Origin of the sequence: Prevotella sp. P4-98 (assembly GCF_002251405.1) — a bacterium.
GTDB lineage: Bacteria > Bacteroidota > Bacteroidia > Bacteroidales > Bacteroidaceae > Prevotella.
This window is the reverse complement of the sequence record NZ_NPJC01000046.1, coordinates 49,604-65,695: the sequence shown is the minus strand read 5'-3', so window position 1 is coordinate 65,695 and position 16,092 is coordinate 49,604. Positions and strand designations below refer to the sequence as shown.

12 protein-coding genes are annotated in these 16,092 nt (G+C 47.1%); 9 read left to right on the top strand and 3 right to left on the bottom strand.

Annotation, left to right across the window (positions count from 1 at the left end; translation table 11 throughout):
• The first annotated feature begins 12 nt into the window (after nucleotides 1–12).
• From cbiE to CIK96_RS06695, 5 genes are read left to right on the top strand one after another with little or no spacing between them, the layout of a single operon-like run.
• Nucleotides 13–1,209, top strand: coding sequence for a precorrin-6y C5,15-methyltransferase (decarboxylating) subunit CbiE (cbiE, locus tag CIK96_RS06715; protein WP_094440115.1), 1,197 nt, complete (start codon nucleotides 13–15; stop codon nucleotides 1,207–1,209).
• Nucleotides 1,194–2,945 carry a precorrin-4 C(11)-methyltransferase gene (cobM, locus tag CIK96_RS06710; protein ID WP_094389999.1) on the top strand — a complete coding sequence of 584 codons (1,752 nt, stop codon included), beginning with the start codon at nucleotides 1,194–1,196 and terminating at the stop codon, nucleotides 2,943–2,945. The genes cbiE and cobM overlap by 16 nt, the downstream gene beginning before the upstream one ends.
• Complete coding sequence (gene cbiD / locus CIK96_RS06705) at nucleotides 2,942–4,669, top strand: cobalt-precorrin-5B (C(1))-methyltransferase CbiD (protein ID WP_094440114.1); 1,728 nt, start codon at nucleotides 2,942–2,944, stop codon at nucleotides 4,667–4,669. Before cobM ends, cbiD begins: the two co-directional genes overlap by 4 nt.
• A gap of 26 nt (nucleotides 4,670–4,695) precedes the next feature.
• Complete coding sequence (locus CIK96_RS06700) at nucleotides 4,696–5,853, top strand: ABC transporter substrate-binding protein (protein ID WP_094440113.1); 1,158 nt, start codon at nucleotides 4,696–4,698, stop codon at nucleotides 5,851–5,853.
• Nucleotides 5,854–5,866: 13 nt separating this feature from the next.
• Complete coding sequence (locus tag CIK96_RS06695) at nucleotides 5,867–6,904, top strand: iron chelate uptake ABC transporter family permease subunit (RefSeq protein ID WP_371591505.1); 1,038 nt, start codon at nucleotides 5,867–5,869, stop codon at nucleotides 6,902–6,904.
• 73 nt (nucleotides 6,905–6,977) lie between these two features.
• Here CIK96_RS06695 and CIK96_RS06690 read toward each other — a convergent pair whose 3' ends face one another.
• Together CIK96_RS06690 and gltB are read right to left on the bottom strand one after the other, a co-directional pair.
• A complete protein-coding gene (locus tag CIK96_RS06690) occupies nucleotides 6,978–8,327 on the bottom strand; it encodes a glutamate synthase subunit beta (RefSeq protein ID WP_094389995.1) in 1,350 nt (449 codons plus the stop codon).
• A 31-nt stretch (nucleotides 8,328–8,358) separates the two neighbouring features.
• A complete protein-coding gene (gene gltB, locus CIK96_RS06685) occupies nucleotides 8,359–12,879 on the bottom strand; it encodes a glutamate synthase large subunit (RefSeq protein ID WP_094434874.1) in 4,521 nt (1,506 codons plus the stop codon).
• Between the two features lie 240 nt (nucleotides 12,880–13,119).
• Between gltB and CIK96_RS06680 the strand changes: the two genes are divergently transcribed.
• From CIK96_RS06680 to CIK96_RS06665, 4 genes are all read left to right on the top strand, one after another.
• Nucleotides 13,120–13,509 carry a hypothetical protein gene (locus CIK96_RS06680; protein ID WP_094389993.1) on the top strand — a complete coding sequence of 130 codons (390 nt, stop codon included), beginning with the start codon at nucleotides 13,120–13,122 and terminating at the stop codon, nucleotides 13,507–13,509.
• A gap of 83 nt (nucleotides 13,510–13,592) precedes the next feature.
• A complete protein-coding gene (locus CIK96_RS06675) occupies nucleotides 13,593–13,988 on the top strand; it encodes a hypothetical protein (RefSeq protein WP_094440112.1) in 396 nt (131 codons plus the stop codon).
• A 209-nt stretch (nucleotides 13,989–14,197) separates the two neighbouring features.
• Nucleotides 14,198–14,614: a PH domain-containing protein gene (locus CIK96_RS06670; protein ID WP_094434870.1), complete on the top strand. Its 417-nt coding sequence runs from the start codon at nucleotides 14,198–14,200 to the stop codon at nucleotides 14,612–14,614.
• The gene (locus CIK96_RS06665) at nucleotides 14,611–15,183 is read left to right on the top strand and encodes a sugar O-acetyltransferase (RefSeq protein WP_254046289.1); all 573 of its coding nucleotides are present in this window, start codon (nucleotides 14,611–14,613) and stop codon (nucleotides 15,181–15,183) included. Before CIK96_RS06670 ends, CIK96_RS06665 begins: the two co-directional genes overlap by 4 nt.
• Before the next feature lie 50 nt (nucleotides 15,184–15,233).
• On the opposite strand, the gene CIK96_RS06660 is transcribed toward CIK96_RS06665, so the two are convergent.
• Nucleotides 15,234–16,061, bottom strand: a complete 828-nt coding sequence (locus CIK96_RS06660) for an AraC family transcriptional regulator (RefSeq protein ID WP_094440111.1) — start codon at nucleotides 16,059–16,061, stop codon at nucleotides 15,234–15,236.
• Nucleotides 16,062–16,092: the final 31 nt, after the last annotated feature.

Sequence of the window (16,092 nt, the reverse complement as noted above, 5' to 3'; positions counted from 1 at the left end):
AAAACACAATCGATGATGTTACAGTTTACAGTCATAGGTATCAACGACCATCCCAATCCAGTATTTCCTTCAGAAGTGGAACAGCTTATCGCTATATCGACGGTGTTTTCGGGTGGAAGCCGACATCATGAAATCATGGCGGAACGGTTGCCACATGGTGCACAGTGGATAGATATCACCGTTCCGCTTGCGGATGTGTTCAGGCAATATATGGCATGTGAGGGACACATCGTGGTGTTTGCATCTGGCGATCCATTATTCTATGGTTTTGCAACAACGTTGAAAAGACAGTTTCCTGAGGCTCCAATCCGCGTCGTACCCACGTTTCATTCCCTCCAAATGTTGGCACATCGACTCGTTTTGCCCTATCACGACATGACGCTTGTATCGCTCACAGGAAGACCATGGAATGCCCTCGATGCGGCACTGATAACTGGAAAACAGAAGATAGGATGTCTCACAGACCGTCACCATACGCCGGCTACCATTGCACAGCACTTGCTGGACTATGGTTATGACAACTACGAAATAGCCATTGGCGAACACTTGGGAAACCCACAGACGGAGCATATCTGTCAAATCAGTATTGAACAGGCGGCATCGCTCTCTTTTGCCCAACCAAACTGCTGCATACTGTTGCAGAAAGAATTCCGTGAAAATGTTCCCATGGGAATACCCGACGAGGATTTCTCCATACTTGATGGCAGACCCAAGATGATTACCAAGATGCCCTTCCGACTGTTGAGCATCCAACAGCTGGGACTCCATGCCGATAGTGTGCTGTGGGATGTGGGATTCTGTACTGGTAGCATATCGATAGAAGCCAAACGGCTCTATCCCACAATAGATATTGTGGCATTTGAAATAAGAAAGGAGGGGGAGGCGCTCATGCGCGAGAATACGCGCCGATTTGGTACTCCAGGCATACAGACTGTCATAGGCGATTTCATGCTGCAGCATCTTGATACGTTGCCCAAACCTACCAGTGTGTTTATCGGAGGACATGGCGGAAAACTCAAAGAAATGATGGCAAAACTCTGTGAAGTGTTGCCATCGGGAGGCTGTATGGTGATGAACTGTGTGACGGAAGAGAGCAACAGACTCTTTGAAGAAGCCTGTCAGAGCCTTCCGCTCACACCACAAACGCCATTACACCTGACACTTAACGATTATAACCCTATAACAATAAGGAAATGCATCAAGCAATAATTATCCTTTCGGAAGATCAGCGGATGCTGGCAGAAACGATGGCCAGAGAGACCGATGCCGATATCTTGTCGGTAAAAGACGTGGAAAAAAGCTGGAAATACTACGAGGCTTTTGTATTTATTGCCGCGCTGGGCATCTGTGTACGTACGATAGCACCGCTCTTGGAAGACAAGCATACTGATCCTGCAGTGGTTTGTGTAGATACCTGCGGACGCCATGCCATTGCCGTGGCATCAGGACATGTGGGTGGTGCCAACGAACTCACCCGGCATATTGCACATATCATAGGGGCAGAAGCTGTCATCACTACGCAGAGTGACTTAAATGATTTGTGGCCTCTCGACATATTGGCGCAACGCTTTGGATGGGTCATGGCTGATACACACATCAATCAACAGATTGCTCTGTTTGTTGCCCAACAGCCTACCGCATTGTTGTTGGAAACAAGAGACAAGGGTACTGACTGGATGGAAAGCCATTGTTTGCCACACGTCAGCGTGTTCTATCATGCGGAAGACATCGACATGGAACGCTATAAACTACTTTTGGTGGTGGGGCCTGTAATGCCCGAAACTCAATTGCCGACCGTGTGGTATTCGCCTAAGTGCCTGCATGCCGGCATCGGACTGGCACATCAAGCGCCCATCACTCACTTGCAAAGCATCTGCAAGTGTATCAGTGATCATCGCATCATGCAGCAGGCAATTGTCGCTTGGCATACTATTGATGTGAAAGCTGACGAACCTATCATACGAAAACTACAGGAAGAAGCGCCTGTGCAACTATTGACTGCCGACGAACTCAATACCAAGGAGGTGCCCACACCCAGCGCAGTGGTGGAAAACCACGTAGGCACTAAGAGCGTTTGTGAAGCTGCGGCTATGTTGGGAGCAGCCACCAACGACTTGTTGATGACCAAGCAGAAGGGTACACACTGGACACTTGCCATGGCTGTCGAACCTCGCTATGAACGTCGTGGACACGTGGAAATAGTTGGGGCAGGCCCCGGTGATCCTGATTTGGTATCTGTGCGCGGACGCCGTTTCTTAGAGACAGCAGACCTTATATTATATGCTGGCAGTCTTGTACCGCGCGAACTCACGCTCTGTGCGAAGGATGGGGCTGTGGTGAGAAGTAGTGCTTCGATGGCATTGGAAGAGCAATGCGAACTGATGAAATCGTTTACCGACCGTGGACTCTTAGTGGTGAGACTCCATACGGGAGACCCTTGTATCTTTGGAGCTATACAGGAACAAATGGCATTCTTTGATGACAATGCCATCAGTTATCATATCACACCGGGCATATCATCGTTCTTGGCGGCTGCAGCAGAGTTGCGCTCGCAGTTTACCATACCTGAGCGTTGCCAAACGATAATACTTACACGCGGTGAAGGGCGTACGCCTATGCCTGAAAAGGAAAAACTGCATCTCCTCGCACGAAGTCAAAGTACGATGTGCATCTTCCTCAGTGCAGCTATTGTGGATGATGTGCAACGGCAGTTGTTGCAGGAGTATCCGCCCCATACACCCGTTGCTGCATGCTACCATCTGACGTGGCCTGACCAGCATATCTACCGCGGCAGGCTCGATCAGCTATCTGCTATTGTCAAAGATAACCATTTGACATTGACCACCATGATTGTTGTGGGAGAGGCTATCGATAATCGACATGGATTGTCGGAACTATACAGCAGCCATTTTACACATCTTTTTAGAAAAGCTACAAAGGAATGATACTGGTATTGGGAGGTACCACAGAAGGACGAAAAGCCGTTGCCGAACTGGAAGAGGCTGGTAACATTTTCTACTATTCCACGAAGACGGGAGAGCAGGAAGTGGAACTTTGTCATGGCATTGCCATACAAGGTGCCATGACAGAAGAGGCTATGTTGGCGTTTTGTCAACAGAAGCAGATACGTCTGCTGGTGGATGCTGCCCATCCTTTTGCCACCATACTGCACTATACGGTGGCAAGGGTGGCAAATCAATTGCGGTTGCCCGTCATCAGGTTTGAACGCATCTTTCCTCCACGTGATACGGACATCACATGGGTGGATTCCTATGACGACGTGGTACAACTATTGAGCAAACAACCTGGAACGATAGTGGAAGCCACTACGGGGGTACAGAGTATTGCCCGGTTGAAAGTATTGGAAAACCATGGCATCAAGATGTATTATCATATTCTGGACCGACCATCGAGCCTGATCAAGGCTTTGGCTTGTGGTGTGAGCATGGATCAACTCATCCGATACGGACAGGAGAATCAACTCCATGCAGATGTCATGATACTGAAGGAGAGCGGACTTTCGGGTGGTTTCCAACAAAAGGTGGATGAAGCCAGACGGCGCAATATGAAGATGATTGCTATCCGCAGACCAGCTATGCCGCAGTCGTTTCAGAGTGTAAACGGTGAACATGGACTGCGATTGATGGTAGAAAAACTGTTGCCTGAGTTCTTTCCGCTACATAGCGGGCTGACTACGGGCACTTGTGCTACCGCTGCTGCTGTGGCTGCCTATCGTCAGTTGATGGGCAAACAACAAACCGATACGGTCGATGTCATGCTGCCCAACGGTGAGACAATACCTGTGGCGGTGGGTTATGGCATGGGGTATGCGTATGTGATCAAACCAAGTGGTGACGACCCTGATATTACCAAAGGAGCGGAAATACGTGCTGCGGTGACCTGTACAGGACAGCCGCTTTCCATCAAAGGTGGTGAGGGTATCGGTCGTTTCACACTTCCTGGTTTTGATTATCCACCAGGTGAAGCTGCCATCAACAAGGTGCCGCGACAGATGATACACCGTAATCTTCATGAGGAATCGGTATGTGTGACGCTGTCTGTAGTGGGAGGTGAAGAACTCGCACAACATACGTTTAATCCACGATTAGGCATTGAGGGCGGTATCAGTATCGTTGGTGTGTCGGGCATTATCAAACCTTTTTCAGAGCAAGCCTTCGTTGATAGCATCCGCAAATGTATGACAGTGGCAAAGGCTGCAGGTTTTGATACGGTTGTTATCAATAGCGGTGCGAAAAGCGAAAGAATGGTTCGCAACCGCTTTCCAACATTGCCAGCACAGTGTTTTGTGGAGTATGGCAACTATATCGGCGATACCTTGAAGATTGCGCAACAATTGCAGTTTGCGCAAGTATGTTTGGTGATGATGATGGGCAAGGCGGTGAAATTGGCAGCCGGACATCTGGATACCCATAGCAAGCGTTGTACGATGGACAAAGACTTCATTGCTAAGATGCTGGCAGAGGCTGGATGTGATGAGAATGTGTGCCGTAGGGCGCTGCAAATGACCCTGGCACGTGAACTATGGACTATCGTGCCCGCCGACCGCCAACAGGCTTTTATCGATGTGTTGACTGGTTATTGCTATCGGGTGTGTCATCCGTTGTTGCCCAATGGACAGTTGGAGATCATTATATTGAATGAAGAATAACAAAACAAACATAATAACTGACGAACATGAAGAAGTTCTACATTTATCTTTTCATCGCTTTCCTTGCTGTAACAGTGGGGTGTACAGGCAATAAAAAACAACAAGATGGGCAGTCTGCCGAACTGTCAAAAGCTACCGACAGTCTGAGTATAGTACAGCCAAAATATGCCAAGGGATTCCATGTGGAATATCCCGGTAACGGCATCCGATTAGTGGAAGTGAAGGACCCACAGAAAGGAAAAGGTATGACCTATCGTTTTGCACTTGTCAACAGAGGTGCCACTGATGAGATTCCTGACGGATATACTAAGATAGAGGTACCTGTGCGTAGTGTCGTACTGATGACCATGTTGCAACTTTCAAACTTTACTGTCCTTGACGCTACGCAAGTGGTGAAGGGTATTACGGGTACAAAAAATCTCTTTGATAAGCAGATCAAGGCTCGTGTCAAAGCTGGTGATATTGTGAAAATAGGTATGGAAGGCAACTTTGATCCCGAACTGGTGATGGCTGCCAAACCTGATGTGATTTTCATATCGCCATTCAAACGAGGTGGTTATGATGCCATCAAGGAGACTGGTGTGACGCTTGTGCCACATCTCGGCTTTAAGGAACTCGACCCGTTGGGACAGGCTGAATGGATTAAGTTTGTGGCTCTTTTCGTAGGCAGGGAGCGTGAAGCAAATACTGTTTTTCAGGAGATTGCCGACCGCTATGAGGCGTTGAAGGAGAAAGTGGCAAAGGCTAATGGCAAACGTCCTACTGTGTTTAGCGGTGAAATGCACGGTGGTAACTGGCATGCTGTAGGCGGAAAGAACTATCTGGCACAGATCTTCCGTGATGCAGGTGCAGACTATGTTATCCAAGACGATAATACCGGAGGTGAGCCCATCGACTTCGAAGCGATGTATGTCAAGGCTGCGCAAGCCGACTATTGGCGTATTCTGAATAGTTTTCCGGGTGACTTTTCCTATGAAGCGCTTGCTAAATCGGAACCTCGTAATAAGCTCTTTAAGGCTTATAATGACCGCCACGTGATCTATTGCAATATGAAACGCCAACCGTATTACGAGATTTCTCCTGTCTGTCCTGATAAGGTTTTGGCTGATTTCGTTGCCATTTTCCATCCCGAACTCATGCCGAAGGATTACAAACCGACATTCTATCATCTGTTGAAACAATAATATAGCTATACAAGTGAAACATCGTCCTGCCATCATGATGGCTTTCACTCTTGTGGGAGTGGCCGTCCTTTTCCTGTTCAACATCCTTATCGGAACGGTAACGATACCTTTGCGTGCCGTGACAGACATACTCCTTGGACTCGATACTACGGGATATGACGCCACGGAGGTTACCATCTGGAGTAATATTATATGGAACTCACGATTTCCACAGACGCTTACGGCGCTCTTGGCAGGCGCAGGTCTGGCGGTGAGTGGACTTCAGATGCAGACCGTTTTCCACAATCCTTTGGCAGGACCGTCGGTGCTTGGTGTGTCTAACGGTGCTTCGCTTGGTGTGGCATTCGTTGTGCTGTTGAGCAGTTCCATTGGTGGTGTGGCATTGAGTAGATTGGGTTATGTGGGCGATGTAGCTATGACTATTGCCGCTATGGCTGGTTCATTGCTCGTATTAGCACTCATCATATTTGTGGCAAGATACGTACAGGGAAATGTTACGTTGCTACTTATCGGTGTGATGACTGGTTATCTTGCCACATCTATAATAGGCATTCTGAAATTTTTCAGTGCTGAAGAGGATGTCAAGGCGTATGTGGTGTGGGGATTGGGATGCTTCACACGCACCAGTGGCACACAACTTATGGTCTTTACCGTTATGATGGCGGTGTTGTTGCCTATGAGTATGCTGCTCATCAAGTCGATGAACATGTTGCTATTGGGAGATAATTATGCACGAAATTTAGGACTTGATATCCGTCGCTCACGCACCTTGATTATCGTTTCTTCGGGTTTGCTTGCTGCTGTAGTGACTGCCTATTGCGGTCCTATCATGTTTATTGGATTGGCTGTACCCCATCTGGCGCGTGTTTTGTTTCGCACCTCAGACCATCGATGGTTAATGCCTGCCACCTTGTTTTCTGGTATTATGCTTACGTTGATATGCTGTTTGTTGTCGCGATTGCCCGGTTTTGAAGGCGCTCTGCCCGTCAATAGTGTGGCAGCACTGGTAGGTGCTCCTATCGTGGCGATGATGCTTATCAAGCGTAAATAGCAAATGAAAGCGTGCAGACACGAATGAATTCGGTCTGCACGCAATGGTTTTTGTGTTTGTATTGTTTGTGATGTTATTTCTTGAGGAAGTCATCCACCTTGGCGGCAGTCTGTTTGCCGCTTGCTAATGCACGTACCACAAGACTGGCGCCATTGGCAGCATCGCCGCAAACGAAAACATTCTTGGGATACTGTGGATGTTCGGGCTTGAGGAATCCCATAGCGAGTAATACCAGTTCGGCTTTGATAATCTCTGGTTTCCCCTTTTCCACCATGAGTGGACGACCGCCCTCTGGATTGGGTTTCCAATCTATTTCTTGCACGCGTACACCAGTCAGTTTACCGTCCTTGCCTATGAATTCAAGTGAATTGATATTCCAGCGACGGGTGCATCCTTCCTCGTGGCTACTCGTAGTTTTGAGAGTTCTGGGGTATGCAGGCCATGGATTCTTAGGATCTTCTGGTCCTACAGGTGGCTTAGGCATGATTTCTATCTGTGTCACGCTCTTACAACCCTGACGGTGGGCTGTACCAATACAGTCGCTACCGGTGTCACCGCCACCAATGACGAGCACGTCTTTACCCTTAGCGGTGACGATTTCGTCTTTCTTAAACTCTATACCATCGAGTATTCTATTCTGTTGTGAGAGAATGTCGAGTGCAAAGTGAACTCCCTTGAGTTCGCGTCCGGGAATCTTCAAATCGCGTGCTGTTGGTGTACCGGTGGCAATCACTACGGCATCAAACTCGTTGGCGAGTGACAGATGCTGTAGGTCGATATCGGCTTCAAATACAAACTTAATACCTTCATCATACAACACTTTCATGCGTCGGTCTATAATGGCCTTGTTGAGTTTGAAGTTGGGAATACCATAACGCAACAGACCTCCGGCAGCTTCGTGACGGTCATAGACGGTCACCTCATAACCCTTTAGATTCAAATCATTAGCTGCTGCGAGGCCGGCAGGACCTGCTCCGATGACAGCCACGCGTTTGCCGTTGCGCTTGGGATGGTGGGTAATAACATAACCCTCACGGAATGCGGCTTCTGTGATAGAGGCTTCATCTTCTCGGTTGGTAGTGGGTTCGTGTTCTATCAAATTGAGAATGCACGCTTTCTCGCACAATGCTGGGCAGATGCGTCCTGTGAATTCAGGGAACGGATTGGTGGCATTGAGTAGCCGATAGGCAAGTTCCCAGTCTCCACGATACAAAGCATCGTTCCATTCGGGTGGTTTGTTGCCCAGCGGACAAGCCCAGTGGCAGAATGGAACACCACAGTCCATGCAGCGTGATGCCTGTGCTTTGCGTTCCTTGGTATTGAGCGTTTGCTCCACTTCACCGAAGTCGTGGATACGGTCATGTATTGGACGATAGCCAGCTTCTTGCCGGTGTATCTCTAAGAATGCTTTTGGATTTCCCATAGTTGTCTATTGTCTTTCTGTGCTTCAATGCTTAATAGTCTCTTTGCATATCAGCGATTTTCTGTCTGAGTTTGTTCATTTGTTCTTCTTGCAGCACGCGTTTGTATTCGATAGGAACTACTTGAATGAAGTCCTCTACGTAACGCTGCCAGTCATCGAGCATGGTACGTGCCAGTTTTGAACCGGTGTACAGATAGTGTTGTCTGATGAGTTCGTGTAGTTCCTTGCGGTACTGTGCTTCTTCTACAAGGTTGATTTCTACCATATCCATATTGCAGAAATAGTCGAAGTTATGGTTTTTATCCCATACGTAAGCAACACCGCCCGACATTCCTGCAGCAAAATTGCGTCCTGTCTGGCCTAAAACGACGACGCGTCCGCCTGTCATATATTCGCAACAGTGGTCGCCAGCACCTTCTATAACGGCTATAGCTCCTGAGTTTCTTACTCCGAAACGTTCGCCAACCTTACCATTGATATAGAGTTCGCCGCTTGTAGCACCATAAAGTCCGGTATTTCCTGCAATGATATTATCTTCTGCATTGAAGTTAGATCGTACTGGAGGCAGTATGGCAATACGTCCGCCTGATAGTCCCTTTGCGAAGTAGTCGTTGGTTTCGCCTTCCAGTTTGAATGAAATACCCTTGTTGAGGAATGCACCAAATGACTGACCAGCAGATCCTTTGAACTTCACATTGATGGTTTGGTCGGGTAATCCTTGCTGTCCATAGCGGAGGGCAATGGTTCCTGCAAGTGTTGCGCCAACGGCTCGGTCGGTATTTCTGATGGCAAAGTCAAGATTGACTTCTTCCTGACGCTCTATGGCTGGCTCTGCACCGCGTATCATCTGTGCATCGAGCGAAGTAGTGTCAGTGTGCATTTCGCTGGTTGGGATATGGCAGAGTGCTGTCTTACTGTCACCCTCTTTAAAGAGCAGACGTGTGAAATCGAGCACAGGTTTGTGGTCTGTTGTTGTCTCTGTATCCTTTACCACGGCAAGTTCTGTATGTCCCACGATATCGTTAAGGCGACGGAAACCCATTTCAGCCAAATATTCGCGTACTTCTCTTGCAAGGAAAGTGAAGTAGTTGACGAGATATTCGTAGCGTCCGATGAAGTGCTTACGCAGTTCCGGATTCTGTGTGGCAACACCCATAGGACAGGTGTTGAGGTTACATTTGCGCATCATCATACATCCTAATACGATAAGTACGGATGTGCCGAAACCAAACTCCTCGGCACCCATCAGTGCCATGAGTATGACATCGCGTCCGGTTTTGATTTGTCCGTCAACTTGGAGGCGTACCTGTCCGCGTAATCCATTCTTTACCAAGGTCTGCTGAGTTTCGCTCAGTCCGATTTCAGGCGATATTCCTGCAAAGCGCATACTGCTGGCAGGTGATGCGCCTGTGCCGCCTTCAGCACCGCTGATAACTATGAGGTCGGCTTTTGCCTTTGCCACACCGGCAGCAATAGTGCCTACACCACTCTCTGCAACGAGTTTGACGCTGATGGCAGCGCGAGGGTTTACGTGTTTCAAATCAAAGATGAGTTGAGCCAAATCTTCGATAGAGTAGATGTCGTGGTGTGGTGGCGGAGAGATAAGACTGATACCCGGAATGCTGTGACGTGTCTTTGCAATGACCTCATTGACCTTGAATCCGGGCAACTGACCACCTTCGCCAGGTTTTGCACCCTGTGCTACTTTGATTTGAATTTCTTCTGCATTGACAAGATATTCAGTTGTGACACCGAATCTACCACTGGCCACCTGCTTGGTTTTAGAAGATAGAGAGATGCCGTCAACGGTACTGTGAAAACGTTCAGAGTCTTCACCGCCCTCACCAGTATTACTTCTTGTTCCCAGCAGATTCATAGCCAGACAAATGGCTTCGTGTGCTTCTTTCGACAGTGCGCCAAATGACATTGCACCTGAAACAAAGTGCTTGACAATGCTTTCTACGGGTTCTACCTCTTCAAGAGGGATAGGATTCTTCTTGAAACCAAGGAAGTCGCGGATGAAGATGGGGTCTGCTTTGTCATCCACCAAGTGTGTATATTCCTTGAATTTATCATAGTTGCCTGTGCGAGTAGCAAGTTGCAAGGTGGCAATAGTTTCTGGATTCCATGCATGACGGATACCGTCTTTGCGCCAATGGAACTGTCCTAAATTGGGCAAGAAAGCCTCGGCTGCTGTTTCTGCATCGTTTCCGGTGGCGAAAGCCTTGTCGTGTAGTATGATAGCATCGCGTGCGATACGTTCCAAACCGATACCACCAATGGTGCTCACCTCTGTGCCGAAATATGCCTTCAAGAGACTCTCGTTGAGTCCGATGCTCTCGAATATCTTAGCACCGCGATAGCTACGGATGGTAGAAATACCCATCTTAGCCATAATTTTAAACAGTCCTTTCTTGACAGCCTTGATATAATTGGCCTCGGCTGTAGTATAGTCTTCCTGTATCTTGTGGCGCTTGACGAGGTCGTCGAGTATGGCAAACGTCATATAAGGACACAGCGCTGAGGCGCCATAGCCTAAGAGCAGAGCAGCATGCATCGTTTCACGAATCTCGCCACTTTCAACGATAAGGGCGGTTTGCACACGCTTTCCAACGCTGATGAGATAATGGTGGACGGCGCTGACTGCGAGTAATGATGGGATGGCAGCGTGGTCTTGATCTACTTCACGGTCTGATAAGATAATGTAGTTGTAGCCTGCATCAACCGACTGTTCTGCATCGTGGCAGAGTTTCGATAGTGCATCGCGGAGTCCATCTTCACCCTTTTTACATTCAAAGAGCATGGGAAGCTTCACGGTGTTGAATCCTTTATAGCGAATATTGCAGAGTATATCGAGCTGAGTGTTATTCAAAATGGGGTGGGGGAGACGCACCATCTTACAATTGCTCTCGTCTGGAGTGAGGATGCCAGCGCCTACACGACCGATATACTCCGTGAGCGACATGACAAGTGATTCGCGGATAGAGTCGATAGCAGGGTTTGTGACTTGGGCAAACTGCTGACGGAAATAGTTGAAGAACGTTTGTGGACGATTGCTCAACACCGCCAATGGTGTGTCGTTACCCATGGCAGCGGTAGGCTCAACACCATTGACTGCCATCGGTGCGATGGTGCCATCGACATCTTCCTCGCCATAACCGAACATCACTTCTTTTTGCAAAAGGTTATCTACGCTGTTGGCTATATGGCGACCGCTCTTGAGTTTCTCCAACTGGATACGGTTGGTAGAAAGCCATTGGCGATAGGGATGCTCCTTGGCGAGCTGTTCCTTGATTTCTCCATCATAGTAGATTTTGCCCTCTTGGGTATCGATGAGCAAGATTTTACCTGGTTGCAAGCGACCTTTTTCAGCCACTTCCGTAGGATTGAAATCGATTACTCCTGCCTCAGAAGCTACTACCATCGTATCGTTTTTAGTAATGGTATAGCGTGCAGGACGTAGGCCATTGCGGTCGAGCATACCACCGGCAAAGCGCCCATCGCTAAAAAGTAGAGCTGCGGGACCGTCCCATGGCTCCATCAGAATAGAGTGGTATTCATAGAAAGCCTTAAGATCTTCGGATATTGGGTTCTTGTCGTTGAACGATTCAGGCACAAGAATACTCATGGCATGAGGCAATGACAGACCACTCATCACAAAGAATTCTAATACATTATCAAGTGATGCCGAGTCGCTCATACCCGGCTGTACGATGGGCGAGATTGCTGGAGTAAGTGGTGAATCCTCTTTCAACAATACGCTTTCGCGTGCCTGCATCCATCCACGGTTGCCGCGTATGGTGTTTATTTCACCATTGTGTGCCAACAGTCGGAAAGGTTGTGCGAGCGACCAAGTGGGGAAGGTGTTGGTACTGAAACGTGAGTGTACAAGTGCCAGACCACTGGTGAAATAGGGATTTGAAAGATCGGGAAAATACTCACGCAGCTGTTTGCTGGTGAGCATTCCCTTGTAAATGATGTTTGTGTTGCTTAGCGAACAGATATAGAAGTCTTCATCGCTGACGCGATGTTCTATCTTTTTGCGGATGACATAGAGTGTGCGTGGAAAGTCGGCAACGCTGTCGTCGGCAACTCCAGTAACGAAAACCTGCTTGATGTCGGGTTCATTGCCCAGTGCTGCCTGTCCCAAACATTCGGGATTGACGGGCACGTTACGCAGATGCATTAACTGCAACCCCTCGCGCTCTATTTCTTCTATCATAATAGAGAGTATCTCTTGTTGGCGTTCCTTGTCTTTTGGAAGGAAAATCAAACCTGTTCCGTACTTTCCTTTTTCAGGTACAGGAATGCCTTGAAGCAGTATAAACTCGTGGGGAATCTGCAACATGATACCTGCACCATCGCCGGTTTTCTTGTCAGCGCCCTCTGCACCGCGGTGCTGCATATTTTCCAGCACTCGTAAAGCATTATCTACTAATTCGTGACTCTTATTGCCATGGATGTTGACCACCATGCCCACACCGCAGGCATCATGTTCATAATCATGTTGATAAAGCCCTTGTTGTTTGTTGGTTTGCTTACACTTTGTCATATTATCCTCTATTTAAACTTTCGTTCTGCTTGCAAAATTACAAAATAAGATAGCAATATGATAGGATAAGCGGTGGTTTTCTATCTACAAATGAAAGCTTGCAAACGAATTGTAAGCAATATATATAAGATTGCTTACAATCTAACAAAAAATATCCATATATTATTTAAAATATTAAGAAACATGTAAAAAATGGATTTATATGCCGTTTTTTCGCGCAGAATGTTTAATTTTGCAGTTATGAAACAGCGTCTTTTCCACTTTGTATTGTTGCTTCTGCTGATGACTTTTGGTCAGCAGCAGGAGGTTTTTGCCGTGGAAAGATGTAACGAATCGGTGCCTGTTTCCGACCAGATCTATGATAATGATAGCAAACATCAACCTTTGGGTGAGGCACTGTTGACAGATGTTTATGATGGCTATCGTATTGCTACGCCACGCTTGTTGCGCTTGCCCACCATGGGCGGTGGGCGTCCTACAGGCCAGCGATTAGTAGCCGTTTCGCTGAAAACCCCAATCATTCTTATACATGATCACTATGATGGGCGTCGTCGCCAAGAGGTGTCACCCCATCAGAGTGCCGTCTCGTGCCAGTATTATATCATTGCACTGAGGCGGATTCTGCGTTAGCAGTGTGTTTCTTTATTGGCCTTCTTGGCCTATAGCACAATTATTTATTTATTTTAAGAAACACATTCTAACATCAAAAAACAATGGCAAATTATAAACACATGGAGATGGCTGAGGCTCTCTCCAACGATTCTCGTATTAATATCAGTCGTGGTTTTCTCGGATTGAAGACCAATCTTACCTACGCCCCCACATCATCTAAAATCAATCTGAAGGTCAATGAGTATGCTCCAGATATGGAAGGCCGACTCACACAACTGCTTCAGACTGACGGTAAGACGATGCGTAGCGAAGTGGAAAAGGGTAAGTTGCCCACTGTTGCGGTTGGACCTTTCCGCTTGGAAATAGCTTGTTCGCAAGACTATGAATACCTTGCAGTTCAACTTTTCCGTTTTTCCAATTTCAACTATTCGCCCATGACAGAGATGAAAGTCTTTGAAGGCGATGACGCACTGGCAGTCTCTGCGCTACTTTGTTAAGCGCTTTTATATATGTTGATAACAGGGCTGTTGCATCTCGATGCGGCAGCCCTTCATGGTATGTGGCTGACACTTTGTAAGTCGAGAAACTCTGGGTTGTCTCCATAAAGACAATCTTTTTGCTACGACTTCTCTTGTATTTGTTTATAGAAAAGGTGTAGAGTTCGAAAAAATAATGTATCTTTGCAGTCGAATAACTGCAACGCTAAATGATAGAAAACAAGGTATATAAATCGAGAGTGGATACTTGGCTCGTGATATTATTCATGTGTGTTATCGGCTTTTTGATATGGCAGGTGATAGTCACCAACTATGAATGGATAATTGTAGTGGTGACGGTGTTGATGACATGGCTCCTAGTAGATCTGTTGCTGCATACCGACTATACCATTGGAGAAGGGGTGTTGAAGGTGAGGTGCGGCATGTTTATCGGATGGGATGTACCTATCGACAAGATACTGAAGATAACGCCTTGTCGTACGATGCTTAGTTCGCCAGCATTGAGTCTTCAGCGCATTTGTATTTTCTACAACCGCTTCGATGATATTATCATATCGCCCAAAAACAGTCAGGAGTTTGTACAAGAACTGCTACGACAGAACCCTAATATAGAAGTGAAAATATGATGACCGAACATAATATGGTCGAATACCAGAAAATGGTGCGCGGCGAGGAGTATAATGCTTGTGATGCGTACCTTATACAACTATTGAATAAATGTAAGGACGATTGTTGGGAATACAACCAGATACGTCCAACCGATTTGCAGGCACGCAACTTAAAACTGCAACAGATGTTGGGAACCAGTGAAACTGATACCTTTATTGTACAACCGTTCTGGTGTGATTATGGTACAAATATACACGTGGGTAAGCGTTTCTTTGCCAATTTCAATTGGACTGTGCTCGACGAAGCACCAGTAACCATAGGCGACGACTGTTTTATCGGTCCCAATGTTGGCATCTATACCGCTTGTCACAGTACCAATCCTGAGGAGCGTAACACACGTCGTGAATGGGCAAAACCAGTCACCATTGGCCATAGTGTGTGGATTGGTGGTGGTGCTACTATTCTTCCCGGTGTCACCATTGGCGACAATGTGACGATAGGAGCGGGCAGTGTGGTGGTCAGCGACATCCCTTCTAATGTGGTGGCAGTGGGTAATCCTGCTCGTGTTATCAAGCATTTGAAATGAGTTTTCCAGCAAGATAACCGATATAGTGCTATATCAGTGGGCTACACAGCTTATTCTGTAGCCATTCTGTAGTGTTTGGGTGAAAGTCCCGTGTGCTTCTTGAAGAATGTGCCGAAGGTGGAAGCATTGGGAAAATTCAACTCGTAGGAAATCTGTTGAATCGACATATTGGTATTCTTCATAAGGAAAATGCTACGGCGGATAATGGCTTTGAAGAGCAATTGTTGAACAGTGTTTCCGCATAGCGATTTCACCATGACAGATAAGTATTTTGGTGTAAGACACAGTTGATCGGCATAGAATGCCACACTGCGTTCACGCATGTAGTTGTCTTCAATGAGCTTGAGCAACGACTCGAAGATTTCTATCTTACGTGCCATATACTTGCCTGCAACTTTATACGACATGGAGAAGATACTGCATAGTCGGTAAGTGACTGCCAGCAATAGGAGTTTTTCTTCGTAGGCACTATACGGACTGGTGTCTTCTTGCTGCTCCAATGCCTGCAACATGCGGGCATAAGAAGCAAGCATATTCTCAAAACCTGTATGGATAATGTGGCATGCTTTAGGATAGATGGTGGCATAGAGGCGCATGGTGACTACGGTATTGCCTAACATGGGGCGTATGTTTTCGCTGTGGTAGAAGAGTAAAGTGAACTGTAAATCGGAAGAACTTTCTGTCACTTGAAGCATGATGCCCTTTGACAGGAATACGGTTTCATCTGCTTTAGTAGTATATGAAGTGCCATCTACACAGAAATGAAACGTTCCCTGATGACAAACCACTATACCCACATAGTCGGAATAGAAGGGTTCGGTCAGCCAATGGGGAAAGGTGCTGGCGTTGCAGATGATGATGTTTTCGGTCAGTTCCATTTATTGTTTCTTTGCCCAAGTCATGAGAACG